This window comes from Yinghuangia soli (genome assembly GCF_021502675.1).
Lineage (GTDB): Bacteria > Actinomycetota > Actinomycetes > Streptomycetales > Streptomycetaceae > Yinghuangia > Yinghuangia soli.
Genome location: NZ_JAKFHA010000001.1, coordinates 348317 through 373428 on the forward strand (window position 1 = coordinate 348317; position 25112 = coordinate 373428).

General features: G+C 67.4%; 12 protein-coding genes, 1 tRNA gene and 1 pseudogene. 6 read left to right on the forward strand and 8 right to left on the reverse strand.

Going from position 1 to position 25112, the window contains the following annotated elements; all coding sequences use genetic code 11:
• Positions 1 to 91 precede the first annotated feature (91 nt).
• Both LZ495_RS01470 and LZ495_RS01475 read right to left on the reverse strand, forming a co-directional pair.
• Positions 92 to 1438 carry a cytochrome P450 gene (locus LZ495_RS01470; RefSeq protein ID WP_235049935.1) on the reverse strand — a complete coding sequence of 449 codons (1347 nt, stop codon included), beginning with the start codon at positions 1436 to 1438 and terminating at the stop codon, positions 92 to 94.
• Positions 1439 to 1483: 45 nt separating this feature from the next.
• Positions 1484 to 2575, reverse strand: coding sequence for a selina-4(15),7(11)-diene synthase (locus LZ495_RS01475; RefSeq protein WP_235049940.1), 1092 nt, complete (start codon positions 2573 to 2575; stop codon positions 1484 to 1486).
• 509 nt (positions 2576 to 3084) lie between these two features.
• Between LZ495_RS01475 and LZ495_RS01480 the strand changes: the two genes are divergently transcribed.
• From LZ495_RS01480 to LZ495_RS01495, 4 genes are all read left to right on the forward strand, one after another.
• Positions 3085 to 4509, forward strand: a complete 1425-nt coding sequence (locus LZ495_RS01480; protein ID WP_235049942.1) for a S1 family peptidase — start codon at positions 3085 to 3087, stop codon at positions 4507 to 4509.
• A 273-nt stretch (positions 4510 to 4782) separates the two neighbouring features.
• Entirely contained in the window at positions 4783 to 6213 is a 1431-nt protein-coding gene (locus LZ495_RS01485) for a hypothetical protein (protein WP_235050456.1), read from the forward strand.
• Positions 6210 to 7403 (forward strand): ARPP-2 domain-containing protein, encoded by a 1194-nt coding sequence (locus LZ495_RS01490; protein WP_235049949.1) that lies wholly within the window; start codon positions 6210 to 6212, stop codon positions 7401 to 7403. The genes LZ495_RS01485 and LZ495_RS01490 overlap by 4 nt, the downstream gene beginning before the upstream one ends.
• 140 nt (positions 7404 to 7543) lie before the next feature.
• On the forward strand, positions 7544 to 7996 hold the full coding sequence (locus LZ495_RS01495; RefSeq protein WP_235049951.1) for a Panacea domain-containing protein: 453 nt from the start codon (positions 7544 to 7546) through the stop codon (positions 7994 to 7996).
• Positions 7997 to 8068: 72 nt separating this feature from the next.
• Here the strand turns inward: LZ495_RS01495 and LZ495_RS01500 are convergent, their stop codons facing one another.
• From LZ495_RS01500 to LZ495_RS01515, 4 genes are all read right to left on the reverse strand, one after another.
• The gene (locus tag LZ495_RS01500) at positions 8069 to 10753 is read right to left on the reverse strand and encodes a polysaccharide biosynthesis tyrosine autokinase (protein ID WP_235049962.1); all 2685 of its coding nucleotides are present in this window, start codon (positions 10751 to 10753) and stop codon (positions 8069 to 8071) included.
• A 677-nt stretch (positions 10754 to 11430) separates the two neighbouring features.
• Positions 11431 to 14844, reverse strand: coding sequence for a DUF499 family protein (locus LZ495_RS01505; protein ID WP_235049964.1), 3414 nt, complete (start codon positions 14842 to 14844; stop codon positions 11431 to 11433).
• Positions 14844 to 17699, reverse strand: a complete 2856-nt coding sequence (locus LZ495_RS01510; protein ID WP_235049975.1) for a DUF1156 domain-containing protein — start codon at positions 17697 to 17699, stop codon at positions 14844 to 14846. Before LZ495_RS01510 ends, LZ495_RS01505 begins: the two co-directional genes overlap by 1 nt.
• A gap of 84 nt (positions 17700 to 17783) precedes the next feature.
• The gene (locus LZ495_RS01515) at positions 17784 to 21269 is read right to left on the reverse strand and encodes a helicase-related protein (protein ID WP_505011338.1); all 3486 of its coding nucleotides are present in this window, start codon (positions 21267 to 21269) and stop codon (positions 17784 to 17786) included.
• A gap of 483 nt (positions 21270 to 21752) precedes the next feature.
• Between LZ495_RS01515 and LZ495_RS01520 the strand changes: the two genes are divergently transcribed.
• Both LZ495_RS01520 and LZ495_RS45200 read left to right on the forward strand, forming a co-directional pair.
• Complete coding sequence (locus LZ495_RS01520) at positions 21753 to 22799, forward strand: PDDEXK family nuclease (protein WP_235049977.1); 1047 nt, start codon at positions 21753 to 21755, stop codon at positions 22797 to 22799.
• A gap of 982 nt (positions 22800 to 23781) precedes the next feature.
• Positions 23782 to 24177, forward strand: a pseudogene (locus LZ495_RS45200) (recombinase family protein); the annotation flags it as partial.
• A 434-nt stretch (positions 24178 to 24611) separates the two neighbouring features.
• Here the strand turns inward: LZ495_RS45200 and LZ495_RS01525 are convergent.
• The gene (locus LZ495_RS01525; RefSeq protein ID WP_235049978.1) at positions 24612 to 24761 is read right to left on the reverse strand and encodes a hypothetical protein; all 150 of its coding nucleotides are present in this window, start codon (positions 24759 to 24761) and stop codon (positions 24612 to 24614) included.
• Between the two features lie 158 nt (positions 24762 to 24919).
• Positions 24920 to 25003: transfer RNA gene (locus tag LZ495_RS01530), tRNA-Leu, on the reverse strand.
• Positions 25004 to 25112: the final 109 nt, after the last annotated feature.

Consider the following 25112-nt stretch of genomic DNA (forward strand, 5'->3'; position numbering starts at 1 on the left):
GGGGCGCGGGGCGGCCGCCCGGCCCCCCCCGGGGGGGGGCCCCGCCCCCCGCCCGTCCCGACCCGGCGCGAAGAGCACCGGCTGGACACGATCAACGCACGCGCGGCTCCGCGACCATCGGCAGATGGTTGGGCCGCGGGACCACCGCCACGACGTCCCGTACCGGAGTCGGCGACTCCACCGGCCGGAGCTGCCACCGGGACAGCACCGTGGCCAGCACGATCGACATCTGCATGCGGGCGTACCCCTCCCCGATGCACTTGCGCGGACCCGCCCCGAACGGGATGTAGTCGGCCCGCGAGCGGCCTGCCTTGTTGTCGGGGAGCCAGCGGTCCGGGTCGAAGCGGGCCGGGTCGTCGTACACCCGGGCGTCCCGGTGCATCGCGTACGGGCTGAAGGCGATCTCCGTCCCGACCGGCAACTCGACATCGCCGATCACCACGTCCTGCCGCGCCCGGCGCATGAGCAGCAGGAACGAGTGCAGCCGGGAGACCTCGTCCACGACCCGGTTCAGGTACTCCAGTTTGCCGATCTCCGGTATCCCGATGGGCCCGTCGCCGACGACCGCGTCGATCTCCTCGACGACCCGCGCCTCGACCTCGGGGTGCCGCGCGAGCTCGTGGAAGGTCCAGGCCAGCGTCGAGGCGGTCGTCTCGGTGCCGCCGATGATGAACGTGACGATCTCGTCGCCGAGTTCCTCATCGGTCAGGCCGTCGCCCGTCTCGGCGTCGCGCAGCAGCACGAACGTCGAGAGCAGGTCGACCTGTTCCTCCGGGTCCCGGGTGCGCGCCAGCGCAATGAGCTGCTGGACGGCCGCCCGTACCTTGACCACTGCCTTGTCGAAGCGGCGGTTCGCTGGGAACGGCATGCGGGTGAACGCCTCGGGAAGCGCCGTCTGCGTCAGCGCCTCCTTGATGAGGACCGGTACGTAGCGCCGTACTTCCTCCGCCGCGCCCGGGTCCAGCTCGGTCGCGAACAGAGTCTCGGTGGCCGTGTTGAGCGTGTACTGGTAGATCTCCTGATCGAGCGCGAGCACACTCCCCGGCTGCCACGGCTCGATCATCTCGACGGCGAACTTGCCCATGATGTCGGCGTATCCGGCGATCCGCTCGTGATGGAACACCGGCTGCATGAGCCGACGGTTCCTGCGGTGCACTTCGCCGCTCGACGTGGTCAGCCCGTTGCCGATGAACGCCCGGGCCCGGTCGAACAATCGCCCCTTGTCGAAGTCCCGCGATTTGGCCACGAGGACTTCGTTGATCAATTCCGGTGTGGTGACGAAGTAGACCGGTGAGGTGCCGAGGTCGACACGTACGAATCCACCCGTGTCACCCAGCCCCTCCAGGAAACCGAACGGGCGCCTGGCCAGCGGAAGTACATGTCCCAACAGGGGTATTCGACCAGGTGCACGCGGCACCGAGCGAAGCGTGACGGTCATCCCAGGATTCCTTTGCGCGAGAACGGACGGGCAGCCGGCACAACGTCAGACACGGACGTCGTCCCACCACCACGAAATCGAGGGAATAGGCAAGGGTTCGGCGCTCCCATCCGTCGGCACGTCGGTGAACACCTCGGGCAGGTCCGCCGGGTCGTCCGGACACGTGTAGCGTCGCGACGAGATCCCCCAGTCCTGTGCGGCACGGATGAGCGTGCCGAGTCCGTCGACGTACCGCCGCAGTTCCGGGGACGCGCGCTCCAGCACGGTCTCGCGCACCGCCAAAAACCGGATCAGCACGCGGTCCCGCTGCGCGATCGCCAGCGACAGCGCCTCCTCAGCGGTGATTCCGTACTCGTGCCGCAGGACCTTCACCGCGTTGAGCACATAGGCGTCTGCGCGGTTCTCCTTGTGGAACGAGAAGATGTCGTTGTCCCATGAGACGACGAAGCACGCCATCTCGGCCAACGCACGCGCCGCGGGCGCATCCCGCTCGTTCGGGTCGAGTTCGTAGCCGTACGCGAACTCGAGAATCGGCGCCACCGTCGCCGCGGCCCCGTCCCCGATGCGGATCACCGTGTAGTCGTCGAGCCCCGGCACCGTGCCGCGGCTGCGATGCACGGCCTCCCACACCAACGCCATGAAGTACTCGCGGAGGTGCTCCACCCACCGAGTCGCCTGCGCCGGCGTGGCGAACAGCGCCATACGCGCCCGCAGATCCCGCATGGACCGAGCCAGCGGATCGTCGGGCAGCAGCGCCGCACTCGGACTTTGCGCCACGCGCAGCAACCGCGACAGCACCGGCATCAGATCGTGCGGGTCGGCGCCTTCGACACCTTCCTCGCAGCACCCGTCATCGACTCCGAACAGCCACATGACAAAGTCCGACAGGACTTGTACGACGTCCGGCTGCGCATCCGGGAGGATCCGGGCAGCGAGCTGGCCTATGTCCTGGCGGACGAGTTGCGCGCGCAACGCGGCCGAGCCTATGCCGAACTTCTCCGCCCACTCTCCTGTCTGTCGATCGATCTCGGCGAATCGCGGGTGGATGGCTGGTTGGAAAGGCGAGTAAATGGGCGGGACAGCGAGTCTCTCGTCCATTGCTTGTGACCACCTTGGCTTACCGGGATGGAACGACACCGCCGTGACAGTAGTGGCCACCGCACCTCTGCCGTGATCATCTTTTGCGGTGAGCACCGCCCCTTTTCAGTCAAAATCGATCACACAGCGCAGCCAACCCCCTTGATCCCTCACACACAGTAACCTCTCAATCGCCCCCCGCAGCCCCAAAGCCCAGAGTCCACCGACGTCGGGCATTCCCGGCCCCGGCGGGAGGGCGCTGATCGTCGCCCAGCGCAAGGAGCCGAATCCGGACGCGGCCCAGCGTTCCGTGCCCATCCGCATCGGCATCCGACCCCGCTGCCACCGATAAGCGACGGGTGCGCCTTCGTCTCCCCTCGCCGTCGCCCACCGATGGCCCTGGGCCGCGCGCTGCCGCCGGTGCCCGTGCCCGTGCCCCTTCGAGAGCATCCAGATACCGCGGGAGAGGTGGCGTGTTTGCGCATGGGCCTCGTGGCGGAGCTGCGGCACACGTCACAGTGCGTCGACCCGTCGGCCTTGGCGTCGGGCGACCACGTTGCGGAGGATGCATGAAGGTACCCCTGCCCGTTCGCGCGCTCGCGACCGGCGCGGTGGCTCTGTCGTTGATCGCTGCGTCGGCCGCTTCCGCGGTGGCCGCGGAGCCGGCCCAGGCGCTTGTCGAGGTGATCGACTTCGACCCGAACGCGGGTGCCACGCCGCCTGACTACCGGCTTGCCTATGCACTGCAGCAGGCCGAGGAGCGGGCGTTCGCCAAGCCTGACGTCTACGGCAAGCCGTACGTGAAGTGGAACACGCTGTACGTGCCGGTCATCCGTACGGACGCGCAGGCGGAGGCCTCCGCCCCCGTCGCCCTGCCGCCGGACCTGAGCCCGGCGGACGACGGCACCGATGACACCAGTGTCACGCCTCCCCCGGACAGCAAGGACGCCGACGGCACCGCGCTTTCACCTGCCGCGACGGCAGCGGCGAAGCAGGCGGCGCCCCAGCAGGCCACCGCGGTCGAGAACCCGTACATCATCACGCCGAAGGCTCCGCTGGTGAAGTACAGCCTGACCCGGCTCGCCGCGATCCAGGATGAGGTGCTCGGTCTGACCGCAACCGAACTACCCGACACCAACCGGCTTTTCACCGCGCAGATCATCGCGGACCGCGACCAGGTCCTCCTCGAGTCCAACGCCCCGACGGAGCCCATGCGCGCCGCTCTGGCCGCGCGCTACGGCGCGGACGCCGTCGTGATCCGGACCGTCACCGACGCAGCCCCGGCCGAGCCGAAGAGCCGCGACCGCGACTCGCCGAACGGCGGCTTCTGGGCCGGCGCGTGGATACGCACCAACGTCAAAGGCAAGTGCACCGACGCCTTCTCGTGGCGCTCCAACGGCGCGGCCTACATGCTCACTGCCGGACACTGCACCAGCTTGGGCGGCTGGGCCGGCACTCAGGTCACCGGCATGGGCAATGTCGTGAACGACACATGGGCCAACGGCGTCGGCAGCGTCCGGGTGAACGGCGTGTACCGGGGCGACCTTTCGCTCATCAAGCTCGACGCGGGCCTGACCTCCGCGGCGACCATGTACGTCGGCGGCGTGACCTCCACGTCCGCCCGCCCGGTCGGCGCCATGTGGTCGCGGCGCTCCGCTGTCGGCGACAAGTACTGCACCGGCGGAGCCAGCACCGGCGAACACTGCGGCTGGACGGTGACCGCCGTGGGCATCACCGTCAAGTACGACTCCGGCACCATCGTCCGCAACACCGTCAAGGGTATGAAGCTCGGCCAGTGCCTCATAGGCGGCGACTCCGGCGGCCCCGTCTACACCGTCAACTCGGTCGGCAAGGTCGTCGCCAAGGGCGTCACCAGCGGCGGCGGAGGCGGCGGCAGCGACGACTGGGGCGGTGCCTGGGACCGCTGCGAGGGCTACTTCACCGACATCTGGGACGCCTACTACGGCTTGCCCGGCTACCTCGCCACCCGCTGACGCCCCACCGTCGCCACACCCCTGTTCTCCGCAAGGCACGACCGGCGGGGGGGGCCCGGCCCCCCCCCCCCCCCCCCCCCCCCCCCCCCCCGCCCCCCCCCCCCGCCCCGCCCGCTATTCGCGGGCGCCCGGTAACGAGGGTCCATAGAATCGGCTCGGCCGGCCGCGGGACTTCGGCTGCGACTTTCGACACCGCCTCTTAAGCGATCCCTCGCTGTTCGCTCCTCCATTCCCCGGCCGGCCCTCGCATGCCGGTCATCGGGGGAAGGCCACATAGTGGAGCGTCGGGAGTGGGTCGCCTGCGAGGACACCCTGCTGTTCGTCAACGCGGCCGTGACGTCGACCGGCCAGCGCGAGTTCCGGGACAGCGAGCAGGCCCAGCACATGTCGCTCGCGTTCCTGCACGAGTACATGCTCGGCAACTACCGTGAGCTGTATGCCGCGAGCCTTGCGCTCGACGTCAACGACCACAATGCCGCGCTGATCGTGCGCCACCTGCTCGTGTCCAGCCGCGATCTGGCACCCGCGGTACGCCGCCGCGAAGGGGCGTTGATCGCCCGCCGCCTCCAGGTGATGGCGCCGCAACGCGTGTACCGGCTGTTCCGCGAGTTGGCGCGGCTCGGCGTCAACAACCGCCGGACCCGGGCCATCATGCGCGAGTGGATCGCGCAGCGCCCGGACCCCGCGTTCGACGCGGTCAAATACCGAGGCGCTGTGAAGGCGACCGTGCGGCACGCCCACCTGTCAGCCCAGGGCGAGACGGGACCGTTTTTGTTCGCCCCGCTGCGCAGGATGAAGGGATTCGACACGCCTCTGTTCGAGTCGTGGCGGCAGGCCCACTACGCGGCGAGCGCGCTGTACGACCTGCCGTACACCGTCGCCGAAGGCTTCGCGGCCCGGCACAGGGTGCCGCGGCCGGAGTTCCTGCGCCGCATCACCCCCAACCTCACCCGGGTGGAACGCCTGCGCCTGCAAGGCTCCGCGGAGCGGCTGAAGGTCGACGAGGTGCGCACCGACCTCGGCACGATGCCGCTGACCAGGCTGGCGTCGTACGTACTCGCGCTGCCTCGGGAGGTGCGCGCCCGCCGGCACGACGAGCTGCACGCCGCGATGACGGCCGCGGCACGCCGCGTGGCCGGCGACGCCGTGGGCAGGTGGGGGCACGTGGTCGCGGTGCTCGACGACAGCTTCTCGTCGTTCGGGTCGACCGCCAAGCCGCAGCGCCCGCTGGCCGTTGCGCTCGCGTGCCACTACCTCCTGAAGGCACTTGCCGGTTCGTACGCGTCGTTCTGGACCTCCGGGGCGCCGGATCCGCTCATGGTCCGGCCCTCGGGCCCGACCGGGCTGGGCGACCGGCTGATCGACGCGCTGGAGCTGCGTCCCGAGCGGCTTGTCGTGGTCTCCGACGGCTGGGACAACGCACCGCCCGGGCTCGCCGCGGAAGTGCTGCGCGTGTGGCGGGCCCGGCTGGACCCGGCGGGCTCGACGTCGATGGTCCATCTCAACCCGGTATACGACGCCGACGACTTCGGCGTGAAGCGGCTCGGTCCCGGCATCCCGACGGTCGGCGTCCGGGATGCGGAGGACGTGCCGACACTCGTCGAGTTGGCCCGGTTCGCCGAGGGCCGGTCCGGCTTCGACGAACTGAACCGCTACCTGGCCGCGCGGCAGGAGCAGTTCCTCGCGGAAGGAAAGGCATCGTGACCACCGGTGGTTTCGCGTTGACCGGGCTGTCCGTGCGCCCGTCCCAAGTCTGGGGCGCGGTCCGCCTGGTGCCGCTGGTGCGCGATCAGCCGATCGCCGGCCTGCGCCTGGACCGCCGGGTGTACGAGGCCGGAGACCCCTCGATCGTCGACGTGGGCGACGGCACGGTCTACCGCTCCTACATCCCGCACGCGTTCGTGGCCACGTGGAGCCAAGGCACGGAACCGTCGGCGGCGTTCGGCACCCAACTCCAGGAACGGCCGGCGACACCGCGCGGCGCGAAGGCGCAGACCGGGGCGCGGGCGATCCGCCGCATGGCGCGCCGGACCGCTCCGGGACGGCTGCGGTTCCTTCCCCTGCATCTGGCGATGGAGGGCTATCTCGCCCTGCACTTCGGCGGCCCCACGACAGTATGGGAAGAGTGGACGGACACCGCCGTCCGGCACGGCCTGTCGCCGCGTGTGGAAGAGGCCTACTGCGGTGCCCAGGTACGAGGACTCGCCGATGCGCTGCGCGCCTTCGAGATCCACCCGGGCCAGTGCGGTGTGGCGCTGTACGTCGCGGACGCGCTCGCAGGCGTCTTCGTGGTCCCCCATCCCGCCGACTACCGGGCGCTGCACACCACGCTGCTGGAGGACATGTACGGCGAGGTGCTGTTCCACTACACGACCTATGTCGCCGGTGTGCCCGACTACTCCGCCGCGATCGACGCCGACTGTGTCGCCTCGTTCGCGGACCTGCGGCGCGAGGCGGCCCGGCAGTCGCTCGACTGGGCGCACTTCCACGACAGCGCCATGGCGGACGGCCTGCTCCACGAGGGCACGTACACCTACGAACACATCTACCGGATGGGTGAGTTCACCCTCTCGCGCATGCTCCCGTCGTTCCGCCTGAACGAGGAGAACCACATCGGCGAGCTGATCTCCGGCCCCGGCGGAGAGCTCGCGTACTGCAAGACCTTCCGGCTCTCGCCGACCCAGGCCAAGCGCGGATACCTGCTGTCGCGCCTGCACGAACACAGCTGGGACCTGCTCGCCACAGCCCAGGCCCTCGGCACCGAACCGTCCCAACTGACCCACCGAATCGAGGCCGCCGGCTTCACCGGTCTGCTGCGCCAGGACGTAGTGGACCGCCTCGCCCGCACGGGCCGCCGCGATGACGCCCCGCCGGGCGACGGCCGATCACGCTGACGGGCGCCCCCAATAGGCGCCACCCGGCGACTGGCGTCCCGACCGTGCGAATCCTCCAAAGTCGGCATCACCACAGGGCTGCAACAGCTACCGTCACTGCGATACGGAGTCATCGCATCACTCAGCGTGGGGAGAGTCGAATGGTGGCGGTGTTCGACGCGCTCGGGTACATGTTCATGCAGCAACACCGGGACGAGGTAAGCCCGTTCCGCATGCACGCCCTCCTCTACCTGGCGCACGGCGACTGCCTCGCCGCGCAGGAACGCCCGCTGGTGGACTCCGGGTTCGAGGCGTGGCTCGTCGCGCCGATCAACCGCGAGCTGTACGAGTCCCAGCGCGGCGGCGGCCGGTGGGAGCACGACGCCGAGCCGGACCACCTCGACACAGCCCAGAAGGGCGCGCTCGTCCAGGTACTCGACCGGTACGCGCGCACCCCGGACGGCGACCTGCGCCGCATCGTCCGCGATCCCGTATGGGCCAACACCCGCGACCGCGCCGGCGCCGGCCCGGACGACGGCTGCACGGCACACATGCCCGACACCGAGATCGCGGTGTACTTCCGCGCCGCAGGCCAGGCCGTGACGGCCTTCTGACGCCGCCCGCAGCACCGCGCACACCGCCAAAAGGCCGCCGGGGCTCTCGACGGCCGCCAAGCTCTCGATCGTCTAGGCGCGCCTGCTCGATGAGCTCTCCGAGGCATCGCTGTGGACCGAGCGCGGCAAGGGCGGCTTCGGGCGGTCCGATGCTGCTTCGCGTGCGCCGGGGTTGCCGTAGCCGTAACCGTAGCCGCGAGCGCCGGAGAGTTGGGCCATGCTCAGCACCGTGCCGAGGATGGAAGCGCTCACACCTCGGAGCGCACCGATCGCGGCTTCCACACTGTCGGCGCGGGTGCGTCCGGCTCGTACGACGAGGATGGCGCCGTCCACGATCGGGGCGAGGCCCAGCGTGTCGGCGACCGGCAGGAGCGGGGCGCTGTCCACGATGACGATGTCGAAGTCCCGGCCGAGGTCTTCGAGGATCTGGCGCATGCGCATCGAGGCCAGGATTTCCGCGGGGTTGGGCGGGATGGGCCCCGAAGTCAGGACGACGAGGTTGTCGTCCGTGCCGCGCTGCAGCACGTCGTCCCGTTCCGCGTGGCCGATGAGCAACGTGGTCAGTCCGGCGCTCTGGACCAGGCCGAGGGTCTTCGCGACACACGGGTTGCGCAGGTCCGCGTCGACCAGGCACACCCGCTGTCCGGCCTCGGCCAGCGAAAGCGCGAGGTTGACGGCGGTGTTCGTCTTGCCCTCGCCGGGCAGCGCGCTGGTCACCACGATCACCTGCTGCTGCCGGTCGACCTGGGCGAACCGCAGGTTGGTGCGGACCAGCCGGAAGGCCTCGGCGCGTCCGCTCAGCGCACCGGGACGTACCGCCAGCGGGTCGGCTTGGGCGCGCTTGTCGAACGGGATGACCCCGAGCACCGGAAGGGCGGTGGCGCCCTTCAGTTCGTCCTCGGTGCGCACGCTGGTGTCGAGGTTGTGGCGCACCATGGCCAGGCAGATACCGGCGAGCAGACCGGCGAACAGGCCCAGCGCGGCGTTCAGGTACGGCCGTGGGCTCACGGGCTCGGCGGGGGGCGACGCGCTGCGGGTGACGCCGATGTGAACGGGAGCGCTGCCCCGGCCCGGCGTCGTTTCGAGGCCGACGATGAACTTGCCGGCCTCCGCGGCGGCCGCGTTCGCGATGCGCGCGGCGAGGACGGGGTCCGGGTCGGTGACGGTGATGTCGATGAGCACCGTGTCCGGCTTGGCTCTGGCGCCGATGCGCTGCGCCACGTACTCGGGTGAGAGCGGCAGCCCCAGAGCGTCCACGACCGCGGCGGCGACGCGGGGGCTGGAGACGACGTCGGCGTACGACTCCACGCGCGCCAAGGAGAAGCTGCTGCCCTGATTGAGCTGGGTGATGTCGGTCGTGGTCCGCGCGGAGACGAAGATCTGGGCGGTCGCCTGGTACTGGGGCGTTGCGGCCAGCGTGGCGGCGACGGCGCAGCCCAGGCCGGCCGACGTCATGAGCAGGATGGTCAGCCAACGCCGGGCGAGGGCTCGGAAATAGCAGCGCAGGTCCACGGTGTGCTTTCTCGGGTCGAGCCGTCGGCGGCCTGGGGACTGCCCGGTACCGGTTCGCGGGTCTCGAGGGGTGCGTGGCCGCGCGGGCGCCTCGTCGCGAATGTCGGCGCGGCCCATGCTGGTTCCGACGATGACCGCGATCGGGACCATGACGAAGGCGTAGACGAGCAGGTTGGAGGTGAGGATGTTGAGGCTCAGGCCGATCAGCGCGAGGAGGGCGGCCTGGTGGATCGCCCAGTCGGCCTGGTTCGCCGCGTGACGCCGCCGCCGGTACGCACCGATGCCCAGTGCCGCGAAGGCGGCCAGCCACAACGCGAGGCCCAGGAGCCCCAGGTCGTGCCACAGCCGCAGGTAGTCGTTGTGCGGATGGCCGAGGTCCGCCGGATTCGCGGGGTCGGCCAGCAGGTTGCCGGCGCTGCCGATGCCGTGGCCGATCCACGGGGACGTCTGGATCGACTCCCAGGTGGTGGCCCACAGGTCGCTGCGCCCCGACGTTCCGACACGGACTCCGGCCATGGACGCGCCGTCGTTGTCGATGAACCGGTTCCGCAACGGCTCGTAGCGGGTGATCACGAGCCAGGCGGAGCAACCGACCACCGCGCTGACCGCGAGGACTTTGCCCAGCTCCTTGCGGCTGCGCCCCTTGGCCACCAGGCCCAGGAACAGCAGGGCGCACACCGCGCTGGACGTGCGGGAGAGGCTGAACACGTCGGCGGCCAGCAGCACCAGAGGGACGGCGTATCCCCAGCGGGACTTGCGGTCGGTGAGCGGCACCGCGGCCACCATGCCGATCCACACGCTCTCGCCGAGCAGGCGTGCGGGGATGACGACGTAGTTGCCCGGGCCGTAGACCAGCACCGACGCCAGGTAGACCAGCGCAAGAACCACGGCGACGGCCCGCACCGCCCGCAGCACCAGCATCGGCGAACCGGCCGACGTCCAGGCCGCCGCGATCGCCAGCAGCGCCACGAAAGACAGGTACACCGCACCGTTCTGGACCGCGGCGTACGTGCGCATGGACAGCGCCGAGACGACCACCAATACAGCGAAGCCCCACAGCACCCACGGCAACCGGGCGCGCCAGGGGTTCGTGGGCTCCAACGTCCCGACGTTCCCGTCGGACCTGAAGTACAGCGCGGACGGCAGGACGAGCATCGCCGCGAGGAACACCAGTCCCGTGGCCGGAGCGTTGAGCCCGTACGTACCCAGGCTGCCGCCTGCGGCCACCCAGAAGGCCGCCAGCACGATCAGCGACAGACGCGGTCGTCTACCTCGTAACGCACGAGACGTTACAACTAGTGACATGCCGGTCACAGTACATTTCGCCGGTCCCGAAGATCACCGCGCTCCAGGCGTGTCGGTCCAACCGACACCACCGTCACCACTCCCACTCCATCCACCGGAGTACCCATGCGCCAAACGAGGCACCGACCCTCGCGACCCGCATTGCAGTGCGCCGCACCGGTGACGCGCCCAGCATGCCGACCCCGACGAGAGCACCGGTATCCGCCTAAGACCGCGTCCCACGAATCGCTCGGTCGCTTGGCGCGGGTGCTCACGGTGGCCTGAGCGCGGTCAATTCTTCAATGTCAAAACACAAAAGGTGATGGTCGAAACTCGACCATCACCGACTGCGGGTCTACCGATTGTGTCCGAGGGGGACTTGTTCCACACGCCAACCCCATGGAGGCCTACGGCCTCCTCGTGCTCTGATAGACACGATCCCACGCACCCGAGGCGTCGTCACCGGCACAGATAGCAGTTCACCCATCTGGGTGAGTGATGGATGTCCGCGGGCTACTCGGCCCTCGGGACTCGCAACCGCCTCACCGACTGGAAGCCGGTGAGGGAGTGAGGACATCACCGGGACCTCGCTGCCTTCCTCTCCATCGCTCCGGCGTTCGAGAGGACGTCGACGCCACTCATTCGTCTTCGAAGCCGCTGTCCTCGAACTTCAGTTGGGCGGCGTTCTCCCGGACGGTGCGCACCTGCTGTTCGGAGAATCCTGCGCTTGCGGCTGCGGTGATTTCGATGCGGACCTCGAGCTCGATGCCATCAGCGGCCTCGAGGTGCGCGAGGATTTCCTGCTGGATGTTGGCGAAGTCTGCGGCGGGGCGATTGGGGTTGAGCGTCTTGACGCCCCAGAACCTGCGGGCGACCTTGGTTGCCGCTGGAGCCGGGGGCTGGGCGTCAGGTCCTGCAAGCGAGGTCGTGGGGCTGGCGCTGGCGGGCGGGGTAGCCACTGAGCCGCTGTTGCCGCCGTCCTGAGCGGCACCCGGAGCATCCGGCGGGATGTCGATGACTCGGGAGCGCTGGGCGACCGCGCGGCTCGGCTGAACGAGGAGAGTGTCGTCAGTGACGAAACCGGGTTCGGGTTTGTCGCCGTGGATCCAGAGGTTCAGGTATTCATCGGTGGCCTGGTCGTAGGCGTCAGCGAGTGCGAAGGCGTCCTGCTGCCACAGGAGGACTTCGGCAGCGCCGAGTACGGCTTGTTCCAGCACCTGACGGTTGGGCAGTCGCTTGAGGTAGGGGTACTGCGTGTACCACGACCACAGGTCGCCGAACCGTACGTGGCCTTTGTTCCATGCGTTGGCCAGCGCCCCTTCGAGGGCCATGCGCACGAGCGTTGCCCCAAGTACCGGGGTGACCCAGCCCTTGGCCTTGAGCGCCGCAGTGGCGCGTTCGGCCAGGGAGCCCCCGTCCTTGGCGACCCGGGTGAAGGAGATTGTCGGCTTCTGGCCGGGCAGTTCGGTCGGGACCAGTGCTGCGGTGAATGCCGTGCGGACGCGGTCGTCGACGGCCGCATCCAACTGGCGGGCACGGGTTACGGACTGCTTGCGCTGCTGGGGGCTGAGCTCCAGTTCCTCGGCCTCGTCGGCGATGGACCGCCAGGCCAGGTATTCGCGCGTCACACCTTCCAGTTCAGGGTAGGCCTCACGGTCGGCAGCGACCATGACCAGCATGTTGCGGCGCTGGCGTTGCCCGGTGCCCGACTCCAGCAGCAGGCGCTCGGCGAACGATGTGGCCGCGGAGGCATCCTTGCCCCAGGCGTACTTCGGGTGCAGGACCACCAGCTTGAGGACCTCGGAGTCGGGCACGTCCCCGGTGTCCAGCGGGGCTGCGTGAACCGCGCCGAAAGAAGACTTCGGTTCCCTCTCGGCGGTCTTGACCCGAGCAACGATCGCGGCGTGTACGTCAGCCTCGCTGTAGCCGGCGGCACGGTCGGCGGCCACGCGGGAGACTGAGGCCGCCAAGTCGTACCACGACCGGTCGCCATCCTCGTAGAAGTAGGTGGCGCGCTGACCGAGCAAGGCACGTGCGTCGCCGATGTGGTTGATGACGTCGCCAGGCACGGCTGTGCCCAAACGCAAATGCTGGATGTCCACGCCCTTGTGGGCCGAGCGCAAGGTCGGGACGGTGGCGATGAACACTGACCGGGCGATGCGCGTGGTCAGCGCGCGCTGGCCGAACGAAGGACGCTCTCGGTCGATCTGTTTCGGGGTGGAGCCCTCGCCGTCGACGTCCTTGTCCACGACGGGCTTCCAGTTGTCATCGAGGTACTTGGTGATCTCGCTGAACACCTGCGTGTCGTCGACGGGGACGGTGCCGGGAGTGATCAGCGGGGCTTGGTCGCCGGCGTCCCACAATGCGTTGATGACCACGCTCATCAGGCGAAGTACACCGCGGGTGCGCTGGAACTTCGGCAGCGTCGACCAGTCTTCGTAGAGCCGGTCGAACAGCTCGGGGTGGATCGGGTAGGCCGCCCGGACACGCTGCTCGTACGCGCCGGTCGTCGTCTCACGGGGGAAGAATCCCGTGTTCTCCTGGTAGTACTTCACGTACTGCTTGGCCACCGCGGCAATGTCCGCCAGTGCTGCCGCATCGGGCTCTTCGAACAGGCGTCGGCGCACGATCTCGAAGGACTCGATGTTGTTGGCCGGCCGCCAGTCGTCGGCGTTGCGGCCGATGACCTGCTGCAACGCCTCCAGGGCCACGTGCCCGTTGGGGCCACCGACCTCAAGCGCCGATCCGCCGCCCCCGTTGTCCAGCGAGTCCGAGGCGGGAATGGAGACGACGACCATGACGCCCGCGACGGACTTCGCCATCTCGGTCAGATGCTGGGCGAAAGTGTGCTGCGTGGCGAACGTCCCGCCGGGCAAGTCGTCGCGGCCCACCAGTTGGCGGGCGTACGCCACCCACTCGTCGATCAGGATCAGCACACTCTCGCCGCCTGCGACGATGTCGCGTACAACGGCGTCCAGGGCATCGCCCGGATCTGTGCCAGTCCTGTCGGCCTCGGCGACGCGGTCGAATGCTGCCCGGCCGCCGAGCTGCCAGGCCAGCTCACCCCACACCGTGCGCACCTGTGTGCCGTCATCCTTGATGATGGGCTGGCTCGGGGAGAGCTTCGTGCCCACCAGGGTCACACGCTTGACTCGCAGGGAGCTCAGGGGGTTGCCCTCACTTGCCGGCATGCAGTCGTGCACGATGTCCTGCACTGCCGGAGGCAGGGAGCTCGTTGTCAGGCCCTCGGCGAACAGGTGGTACAGGGCCAGCATCGAGTGGGTCTTGCCGCCGCCGAACTGGGTCTGCAGGTTTATCACCGGGCTGGCCCCGGCGTCCCCGGAGATGCGCTTGAGCGCACGGGTCAGCAGGTCGGACAGGCCGCTGGTCAGATAGGTGCGCGCGAAGAACTCCGTCGGATTGAGGTACTCCGGCGCGGCAGTGAGGCCGTTGGCCACGGCGAAAAGGTCGGCGGCGAACTCCGCTGCCGAGAACTGCCCGCGGATCACGTCGGCGTGTGGCTTGACGACCTCCCGCCACGGCTTGATCGCCGTACCGGCTTGCATGCCGGTCACCTTGACCGCCTGTGACTCACGGGCCACACGGTTGCGGGTCTGCTTCTCGAAGACCTCGCGCTGGTGCTCCATACGCACCTTCGCGACCGCATCGGCCTCATCCGTGGCTCCGATGACCGTCAACAGACGCTCGATCGTGTCCAACGCACGGTACGTGTCGTTCGAGGAGAACTTCTCCCCGTGATGGGCCGCGTTCGCAGTCTCCCGCAACTCGGAAGCCAATGCGGATTGCGGACGGGACAGGTCCTTCTCGAAGACCTTCCACCTCTCGGTGACCAAGCGCAGCAAGAAGCGCACGTCGTCCCGCGAGTACGTCTTCGACGTGCCGAACTTCGCGGCGTCCTCGGCGGCGACCGATTCAACCCAGTCCTTGCCAGCCGGCGCCTGGGCGGACATGCGCATGTCAACCCAGGGACGCATGCCTCCCAACAGCTGGTCGAAGCCGCGCAGGACCTTCTCGTTGTTCGTCAGCGCCATTAGTCGTCTCCCCCGAAGAGCGTCTCAGCCACCGCAACCGAACGGAGCGTAGCCGACGTCGCCGACACATCCGCCCACGCGCCGCCCAGGCCATTGAACAGGCCAGCGGTCGGGGCGTCCTGGGATTCCATCAGCTCGTACAAACGGGTGGCCAACCGGTTGACCTCGTCCAGACCCACCCGATCCTTCACAGCGGCCATGAGCCGGGCGGCAGTTTCGCGTCCCTCGGCCGCATACGCGCGGGCGAGGTGGCAGGTGACCTCCCACAACGACAGCCGGTCGTCGTTGGCCGGATCCCACTTCGGGTCGAGGTCCTGGGGCTTGATCAGTGTGACCTTGCCGCCGCCGGAAGTGAGGACCCCGCCGCGGGCGATCCCTTCCACCGACAGACCGAGCGGAACGGCCAGGGACTCGGCGTCGCCGTAGGGACGGGTGTTCCAGCCATAAGAGCGGTACCAGTCCAGGCAGAAGCGGGTGTCGGCATCCAAATCGGCGTCGTGTTCGTTCTGGAGCGCATCGAAGGTCTGGTTGATCAATGCCAGTGCCGTCTTCACGCTCATGGGCGAACCATCGTCCTCCAGAACCCGCGAGTAGCGGGAAAACACTGCCATGCCAGGACCCAAGATTGTCTGGCGCAAGTCCGCAGGCGCGATCGCACCCTCGCGGATCTTCGGAAGGGCTGCTTCCAACTCATTGTGCAGAGCATCAAGGAAACCGGTTCGGTCGGTTGCGGGGGCCGTCGCCTCTCGAGGCCGCAAAGCCAGCACGATGGATGAAGCGAGCGCATTCATCCCCACGGACATCATGCGATTTGGTAGTTCCGAACGAATAGGCCACGTTGCAGTGATGATCCAACCGGACCGGATCATCCCGTCCAGGAAGGTCGACCACCCGGTACTAGCAATACCCTCCTTTTCAAGTTCCGACTGCTTGAAAGCATAGAAGACCGTAATTGGATATTCAGGCAATGCGGCGCGCCGGGCCTGCGAGAAGACAAGCTCAAACCCCTTCTCGAAAAAAGATTCCGCTTCCCCCTTTCCACCGTGGCGATATGGGTTGGCGACGAGTTCCTCCGCCTTAGGCACAAGCATGGTCCCGAAAAGATTCGGGTGAATGTCGCGGAGAGATCGGCGGAGCCAAATATAGAAAAAGTCGGACAGGTCAGAGTAGCCAATATTGTCGTAGTATGGGGGGTCAGTGGAGATCAGAGCCCCGTCGTAACTGCGACTCGCTGCGTCTGCCTGCAATGCCGAGCCGGCAAATCGGGTAATAGCCATACCATCAAGAACTTCAGCTTCCGATGCCACTACAGTGGTAAATCCACCGCCATATTCCTCAAGAGGGGGCGCTTCCGCAAAGTCCCAAGTCATAGGGATTGCCTGGCGCTGGAATGACCCACGAAGTCGGTCCATTCGAGCTTCCCAGGTGCACATTGTATTATTTCGCGCGGCCATCTTGCTCAGAGCAAATGAGAGATAAGTAGCGACTGCATCTGCGTAGGCTTCCGCCCCCATGCCACCGTTGTTTAGACGATCGCCGCGATCAATCCCTGCTGCAATAGCGTCGGCAACAATCCGCTCTCGAGCTTCGCAGATGAGGTCGCTGAAGGTGGTGAGCGCAACGAGCTGCCGATTCGTGAAAAGATCGGCAAAATCTGTCATTCCGTAAATCGGAGCCTTGATGTCGCGCGGATAATGCCCCAATTGTCCGGCGGGAACCTCTTCGGGACGCTCGACAGTGGCTGCGTCGACATCGTTATCGTTCGGCCGTAGGTAGACTCTACGCTTATCTTTCTCCGCGGCTATGGCGACCAACTGCTGGCCAATGAGCTTGGCGCGCCCCTCGGATCTGATGTACTTCAGGTCAACTGCGCTGCCACACCCTACGCAGTGTGCGCCTTTGCGGCCGACGGTCCCATCATCGGTGCCATTAGGAGCACTCGCAGGATCATGCTCAATGTCGAATTCGACCCGGCGCCCACCAGGCACACTTGCGTCATCGACCAGGTTCGGGACGACGTACGCCTCCTTGCCCTTTTTCTTGCCGAGCCACCAGGAGCCCGCCAAAGGCATCCTGATACCACATGCGGGATTCGGGCAGGTGACTGTGCGCGCCCAGATCCAGGCGATTACCGTAGCCTTTGTCGTTTTGCCAGTGGGCTTGCCGTCGGGGCCGAGTACCGGTGCAGCTGCACTTGGGTACAGATGCCCGATGCGCTCCTGCGCGTGATCGCGCATCCAGGCGCCGTACCGACGAACGTCCTCCGCCAATCCCATGGCACGGGGCCATGGCCCCATCCGCGCCTCAGCGGCCCCGGGGAACACGGGAGGCTGTCCTGCAAACTTCGGCGGGATCTCGATGAGGGCCTTGTTAATCAACACTGGCACCGGGTTAAGGTCACTGGCATGAGCCTCAAGGCTCAGACGCTGAGCCTCCAAGGGGATCGTGCCGCCGCCCGCAAAAGGGTCCAAAATCTTCGGTGGTTTACCCCCGGTGCTCCTGAGAATCTCATCGTGAGCCTCTCGGTACAGAGTCTCATTTGAGATGTTTTCCCACTTCACCAATCTGCGCATGATTCCATGCAAGCGCTCACGCTCTGCCTTCTGATCCTCCTCGGCGGGGAACAGTTCCGGGTGGCTCGAAGGGTCGTCGACGAGCTGCGCGAACAGCACCGCTCGGGCGGCAGCAAGAGGGCGACGCGCCCACCACAGGTGCAGCGTGGAAGGGTGACCGTGGCGGATCGACTTCTCGCGGGCGGACTCAGCGTTAATGTCCTCGAGCGGAAGCGAAACCTCGATCAGCTTGCGTCGAGGTACGGCACCTGATGTGGCTCCGGGCTGCACTGCGGGGTTCACCTGCTCAGTCTCGTGTTCGATGTGGACTCGATCGTCGCGTCAGCAGGCGTTCGAGCAGATGAACAGTCTAGAGATTCCGAACGGTCAGACCGGGTCGATCCCTCGGTCCCATTCGAGCTGCCACTTGCGGCGCAGATCGTCCACGTACTTGTCCAGCACCAAGTCAGCGAACGGGTCGAGCACGTAACGAACATGGTCGTTGGACCCGTCCGGGGTGTCCAGGTCGACGGCCACCAACGCGAGCCGGTAATCAGGTTCGGCGTTCTTGGCGTACCCGACCTCGCTCGTCGTGACCGTGAAGGTGTCGGCACCCAGGACACGGCCCTTGACCTCGATGAAGACCAGGTGGCCGTCAGGCTTGCCTGAACGGATGTCGAAGCCCTTGTTGGAGTGGCTCATCTCCTCTGGATCCCGTCCGAGCCGGCGTTCCGCGGCCAAGACGGCATCGACGGCTCTGCGCTCGACGACGCTGGTGTCCACGGCGTAGCTGTCTGGGTTGGCTTGGTTATCCGCAGCGGCAGGGAGGACCGACGCAGGTAGCACCAGTACGGCGCTGATGATCTGTGGCGGGCGTACGCTGACCTGGGCATCGAGGATTAGCTCGGCCAGTCGGCGTTCGAGTCGGCTCTCCAGGGAGCGGGCACGCTCACGTGCGGTAGCCGGCGACACGCGGATCTTCTTGCCCGCGGCCTGCGCCTCGGCCAGCTTGATCGCCTCGCCATCCCAGAAATTCAGCTGCGCCTTCAGCCGCTGCTGCACCATCTTCTTGGTTCGCTCGTGAGCAGGGACGACACGCGCGACGACATCCGCGCGGTGCTCGGGCAGACCGTGCTGGATCGCCCATGTCTGGGCGACCTGCTCGACGCCGTCCGTTAGCCAGGCGGACGACAGCTCTGCCTCCACGGCGAGTTTCAGTGCGGCCTCCTGCTCCGCGTTCAGGTTTGCGGGCAACGACAGATCCAGATATGGCGCGGGGCCCGCAGGCTCTGCGTCTCCGTCCGGCAGGACGGAGACATACTGAAATCTCTTGCTGATCGGGGCGCCGCGCCCATCGGTGAGCTCCTCCAGCAAGGCGACGACGAGCCGGGGGGTAGTGGCAGCCCGATCCAGGAGCGTGGCACCGCGAGTCAAGGTGTCGCCGTACCTGTTCAGGATCTCGGTGACGATCGCGTCCATCAGCGGGTGCCCGGGCGCGATGAGCTCCGCGTCCGGTCGCCCGGGCACCACTGTTGCGGAGGGCTCGAAGGTGATACGCGCGTACCGTGGACTTATGGTGCGCCGAAGTTCGCGCAGTGCAGCTGGGACGTGAGTCAGCTCGAACCGGTCCTTCTCTCGCCTGGACGCCCGCCCGCCCAGTGCACGCAAGGACTCCATGACGAACGCCTGCACGAAGTGGGGCTGCATGCGCCGGGCGTGGGCCTCGTCCATCTGCCGGCGCAGCTCGGCGAGATCCTCCAGCCCGATCTCCGGGCTGGCCAGCGCTCGTTCTTTGATTAGCTCCTTCAGACCATCGGCCACGGACCTGTCGATGACCCGGTCAAGGTGCGCCCGAACTTCAGGCTGCTCGCCGTAGCGGATGGCGCGCATGAGCAGGTCACGCAGCGGCTCGTCTGCGAAGGCGTGCTCGCCGAGAACATCGAAGACCTTGCCGCCGTACGCGCGGCGCTGCTCCTCGATCTTGGTCAGCAGCCGCCGGAACACTTGGCCCTCCCGAGTCTGGGAGGCCACGAGATTCCACAGCCGACAGACTTCCCGCTGGCCGATGCGGTGGATGCGCCCGAACCGCTGCTCGATCCGGTTGGGGTTCCACGGCAGGTCGTAGTTGACCATCAGGTGCGCAGCTTGCAGGTTCAGGCCCTCGCCAGCAGCGTCGGTGGCGATCAGGACGTGGCAGCGCGGGTCGTTGGTGAATCGGGTGCGAATGTCCCGACGCGCCTGGCGTGGGGTGCCGCCGTGGATGGTGACGACGGCATCCTCGTCACCACCCAGCAAGGTGGTGATGCGGCTGGCGAGGTAGCCCAGGGTGTCGCGGTGCTCGGTGAATACGATGATCTTGTGGGGGGCCTGGTTGGCCCCGCCCAGACCGTTTTCGCGAGCCTTGAGAACAAGGGAGCGCAGCTCCTGCCACTTGCGGTCTTCGCCCGATGCACGCACCTGCTCGGCGATCTCCTCCAAACGCGCCAAGACGGCGAGCTCGGTATCGAGTTCCACAGCCGTCCGTGCCGCGGTGGCAGAGTCCAGGACCTCTTCCTCGAACTGCTCACGCTGCCCGGCGTCCAACTCGTCCGAGTCGAAGTCTTCTGGCTCGAACGGCATCGTCGCCGCCGCGAGGGCTCCAGCCCCAGCCAGCACCTCATCCCGGTAGGTGCGCAGGCGAGCAGCACGGCGACGGATCGACTGGTAGATGGCCTCGGGACTGGATGCGAGGCGCCGCTGCATGACAGTGAGGGCGAACCCCACCGTGCGGCGTCGGCCATCGGACTGCTCGGCCCGGTTCATCTCCGTGCGCACGTACTCGGTGACGTCTTCGTAAAGCCGCATCTCCATCGGGGAGAGGGTGTACTCGACGGTTTCGGCCACCCTTTCGGGGAAGAGGGGCTTCCCTTCGAAGGTGAGCAGATCCTCCTTGATCATCCGGCGCATCAGACCGTTGGTGTCAGTGGAGTGCACGCCTTGGCGGTACTCGCCGGCGAACCGGTCGGGATCCAGCAAGGCCAGGAAGGTCTGGAAATTCGCTTCGGAACCCGCGTGTGGGGTGGCCGTCATCAGCAAGAGATGCCGGGTGATGCTGCCGAGCAGCTGACCCAGCTCGTAGCGGCGGGTGCGCTTGAGCTCGTTGCCGAACCATGAGGCACTCATCCGGTGAGCTTCGTCCACCACGATCAGGTCCCACTCGGTGTCCGCGAGCAGGTCCCGCCACTCTTCCTTGCGAGCCAGTTGATCCATTCGTGCGATCAGCATGGGATTGCGGCGGAACGGATCACCGTCGCGGTCCGCTTCCGCAAGGTCGCGCGTGAGGATCGTCATTTCGATCCCGAACTTCTCCGCCAGTTCAGACTGCCACTGGTCGACCAGCCCGCCAGGGGCGACGATCAGGCAGCGGCGCACGTCCCCACGCAGCATCAGTTCCTTGAGATACAGGCCGGCCATGATCGTCTTGCCGGCGCCCGGGTCGTCAGCAAGCAGGAAGCGTAGGGAGCCTGGCTGGCCCAACAGCGTGCCGTAGACGGCGCGAATTTGATGGGGCAGCGGGTCGATGCTGCTGGTCTCCACCGCCAGCATCGGATCCGACAGACCAGCGTGCCGCATGCGCAGCGCCTCGGCGGCCAGACGGAACTGCGCGGGGTCGGCATCGAACGACCATCGCGACTTCAAGACTTCCGGACGTAGCACGGCGATGTCGTCAGGGAACAACACCTGATCGGACAAGTGGCCAGCGTCGTTACGGAGCGTGACATGCAGCGCATCGCCGATCGGCGTGACAGCCACCACCGTGGCCTCCCCCGAAGTGAGGCCAGTCAGCCGAACCCCAGGCTGGACTTCATGGCTATGCAAGAGCCCTACTCCCATGGCCAAGCACCGAGAAGCCTCAGCGCTGCGCTCGATCGTATCGAGTAAGTGCTCTGTTCTGGTCGCAGACTCGGCTGCCGGCTCTGAGCTTGACGTGCTGTGCGGCCGACGGGCGCTCGCAGCGTAGTCCGCCGCGCCGTTGACGGCGTTGGATCCTGTCAGGCTGGGGCGGGAACGCGGTCACCTTTGATTCGTAGTCCGGGGCTCGCAGACGCGATCGTTCCTTGCCGGCCGTCGCCGTCGCGGACCAGGCGGGTGATCCGGTGTCCAGCGGTCTCGAGACCGGCCGCCAGGCCACACGCGACCTCTTGCCTCGTCTCCGCCGAGGGCAAGGACCGTTCCGTGATGACGCTCTGGCGACGGGCCCAGTCGGACGAAATGATCAGTAAAGTTCGGCTGCCGCTACGCACGGCCGCCGAGGGGCGCCGGCACGACGGGCCGCGCCTATTAACTCGCGGCGAAACGATCTTAGGGGGCAGTGAAGTGGCCACTCGAGCGATGCTTCGGGGGTACCTCCTGGAGGAGGCGCTGGCCTGGCTGTTGCGCCACAGCGGCTACCGGCTGCTCGTGAACGCTGAGCAGGACCCCGAAGAGCTGGTCTCGGACGGGGGGAACCTTCGCGTACGTGGACGTGGCGCGGTCCATCAGGTCGACGTGCTCGGCGAGTTCGCCTTCACTCCGGCTTTCTCGCTTCCGGTGCGACTGTTCCTGGAGGCGAAGTACTACCGAACGCCGTGCCGGCTGGAGGTCGTGCGCAACGCGCACGGGGTGATCCACGATGTCAACGAGAACTTCATGAACCGACCCGGATCCCGGCCGCGGCGGCGCTACCAGTACTCCTACGCCCTGTTCTCCGCGAACGGTTTCACGTCCGACGCACAGGAGTACGCCCTCGCGCACCAGATCTCCTTGATCGACCTTTCCGGGGAGTCCTTCACCTGGCTACTCGAGGCCATCAAGGAAGCAGCTCAGGACTTGTACACCGCCCAGGTGCAGCACCACGTCACGTCGTTCCCTGTGTCGTGGATGCGCGCGGAGCTGCGTCAACGCTTGGACACCGGACCCCTGGATCTGCTGCCCGTGGTGAATACCGGAGCACCGGGGTTCCGTGCCGCCGCCAAGTCCCGGCTCGCCGATTTCGTCGCGTCCCTGACCACCCACCACGAATCCGAGCTCCTGCTCGGCTTCCCCGCAGCGCCGTTCGTTCTCCCGCTGGCCGCGTCCGACGCACAGCAGTTCATGAACTACGCGGACACCCATCCGGACCACGTCGTGAGACTGAGGCGGACCGGGCAGAACGGGGACGCCGAGTGGACCGTGTCTCCGCGAGAGCCGGGCGGAGGCTACTTGCTGACCTTCAAGCTGCCGGAGCAGATCGAGGACTGGATCAGCGACAACGCCGAGAAGGAACGTCAGAGGACGATGCAGATCAAGTCCGAGTTCCTCGCCGGCATCACGGTCTACCGCATGGTCGGTGCTGGAGTGCGGTCGTACCAGCTGCGGTACGAGCCGAGCGAGCTCCGGCGATAGCAGCCTGCCACCAGCCGGATCCATCCGACAGAAGTCTGCGTGATGCACGACCAGCCCGAGTGCCATGGCTACCCGACCTTCGTGGTTCCGACCGCCGCCGCCGACACCCTCCGGACAGCCACGATCACAGATGGTGTCGGAGCTTGAAGGGGACATCGATGTGATCATCGACTGATTCGCCCGGTTGCGCCCCAACATCGTGTTCGCCGAACCCGAACCCGTCCTGGGCGAACGCCGCTCGCGCCCTGCTCCACCTGGTGACTCGTCTCCGCACCCGCGCAGCGGAACCATCGCACGCCGCGCAAGCACCCGAAGACGACCCTCCCGGCGCCGGGCCAAGCGCGGCACAATGGCTTCACGGCCGGACGGAACCGCCGCACCCACGCGAAGCCTGCGTCGAGGAGCCCCCGGATGAGCCACTCCCAACTGCCCCTCACTCCTGAGTACGTACGCGCCCGGACGCATTCAGGCACGCATGAACACCACCTTCCGAAGCCGGAGTTGCAGTTCGCCTTCGCCGGGCGGGCCTCCACCGAGGACAACCAGGATCCGGAGTCCTCACGCTCCTGGCAGCTTGGTCGTGCCAAGGCCCTCGTGGGACCGGTCGGCGGGGTGATCGTCGCCGAGTACTTCAACGTCGGCCAGACCCGCGCCCTGCCCTGGCCGCGCCGCCCGCGGTCCGCGGCGTTGCTCGACGAACTGCGCAACTCCGCCCGTGGTTTCGATGCGGTGGTGGTCGGGGAGCCGCAGCGCGCGTTCTACGGTGCGCAGTTCGCCAACACCTCCCGCTGTTCGAGCACTACGGCGTGGCGCTGTGGGTGCCGGAGATCGGCGGGCGATCGACGGGGCCAACGAGGCCCACGATCTGATCATGAACATGTACGGCGGGTTTCCAAGGCGGCGCGCAACCGCGTCCGCATCCGGGTCCGCGCAGACCAGGATCGAGGGACGGTTGCTCAGCGGACGGCCACCGTACGGGTACATGCTCATCGACCTCGGCCCGCACTCCAACCCGGCCAAGGCCCCCGACGGCCGACGCCTGCACGGCCTCGCCGTCGACCCCCACACCGGCCGGGTCGTCCAGTGGATCTATCGCGAGTACCTGGCTGGCCGCGGCCTGTACGCCATCGCCGAGGGCCTTACCCGCGACGGCATCCCGTGCCCGTCCGCCTACGACCCCGGCCGCAACCCGCACCGCACCAGCAACGCCTGGTCCAAGGGCGCCGTCCGCGGCATCCTCACTAACCCCCGCTACACCGGCCACCAGGCCTGGAACAAACAGCGCAAGGACGAGGTCCTCCTCGACGTCGACGAGGTCACCCTCGGGCACACCAACAAGCTCCGCTGGAACACCCCCGACCAGTGGATCTGGTCCGCCGCACCCGCCCACGAACCGCTGGTGTCGATGGAGGACTTCGACACCGTCCAGTCCGTCATGGCGGCCGGCGGGCGCGCCCGCACCACGCGTGACCGGGCCCGCACCGTCCACCCCTACGCGCTCAAGAGCCGCCTCCGCTGCGGGATCTGCACCCGCAAGATGCAGGGCAACTGGACGAACGACCAGGCGTACTACCCCTGCCGCTACCCCGAGGAATACGCCCTCGCCAACACGATCCACCACCCCCGCAACGTCCTGCTCCGCGAAGCCGTCCTCCTGCCCCCGCTGGATGCCTGGATCGCCCGGGTCTTCTCACCCGCACGCATCCGCGAAACCGTCGGCGCCCTCGCCGCGCACCAAGCCCCCGAGGCCCTCGCCGCGCAGACCGCCGCCACGCAGGCCCTGCTCGCCGACTGCGATCGCAAGCTCGACCGCTACCGCGCCGCCCTCGACACCGACAGCACGCCCGCCGCCAGCATCGGCACCGGATCGCCGAGACCGAAGCCGTCCGCGCCCAGGCCCAGCACCGCCTGCGCGCCCTCACCACCAAACGGCGGTTCACCCCTGCGGATCCGCCAGATCATCGAGGAACTCGGCGATATGACCACCGCGCTGGTGCGCGCCGAGCCCGCCGAGAAGGCCCCCGTCTACGCCGGCTTCGGGCTACGCCTCACATATCTTCCAGAACGCAAAGAAGTGCAGATCAGGAGTGATCCTGAACTGCACTTCATAGGTCAAGAAGTGTCCGAGGGGGGACTTGAACCCCCATGCCCTTGCGGGCACTAGCACCTCAAGCTAGCGCGTCTGCCTATTCCGCCACCCGGACTGGACTGCGGCCTGGGGCCGCGCGTCTTGGGTCAACGATACCAAGGTTCGGGGGTGACCTGCGACGCGGTATCGGAGGTGAGGTCTGCGGGTGACGACTTGGGAGGGGG

Coding starts and splice junctions, on each gene's coding strand:
- LZ495_RS01515 (WP_505011338.1), bottom strand. CDS start 21,269: ATGGGAGTAGGGCTCTTGCATAGCCATGAAGTCCAGCCTGGGGTTCGG.
- LZ495_RS01505 (WP_235049964.1), bottom strand. CDS start 14,844: ATGGCGCTGACGAACAACGAGAAGGTCCTGCGCGGCTTCGACCAGCTG.
- LZ495_RS01480 (WP_235049942.1), top strand. CDS start 3,085: ATGAAGGTACCCCTGCCCGTTCGCGCGCTCGCGACCGGCGCGGTGGCT.
- LZ495_RS01525 (WP_235049978.1), bottom strand. CDS start 24,761: ATGATCTGGCGGATCCGCAGGGGTGAACCGCCGTTTGGTGGTGAGGGC.
- LZ495_RS01470 (WP_235049935.1), bottom strand. CDS start 1,438: ATGACCGTCACGCTTCGCTCGGTGCCGCGTGCACCTGGTCGAATACCC.
- LZ495_RS01495 (WP_235049951.1), top strand. CDS start 7,544: ATGGTGGCGGTGTTCGACGCGCTCGGGTACATGTTCATGCAGCAACAC.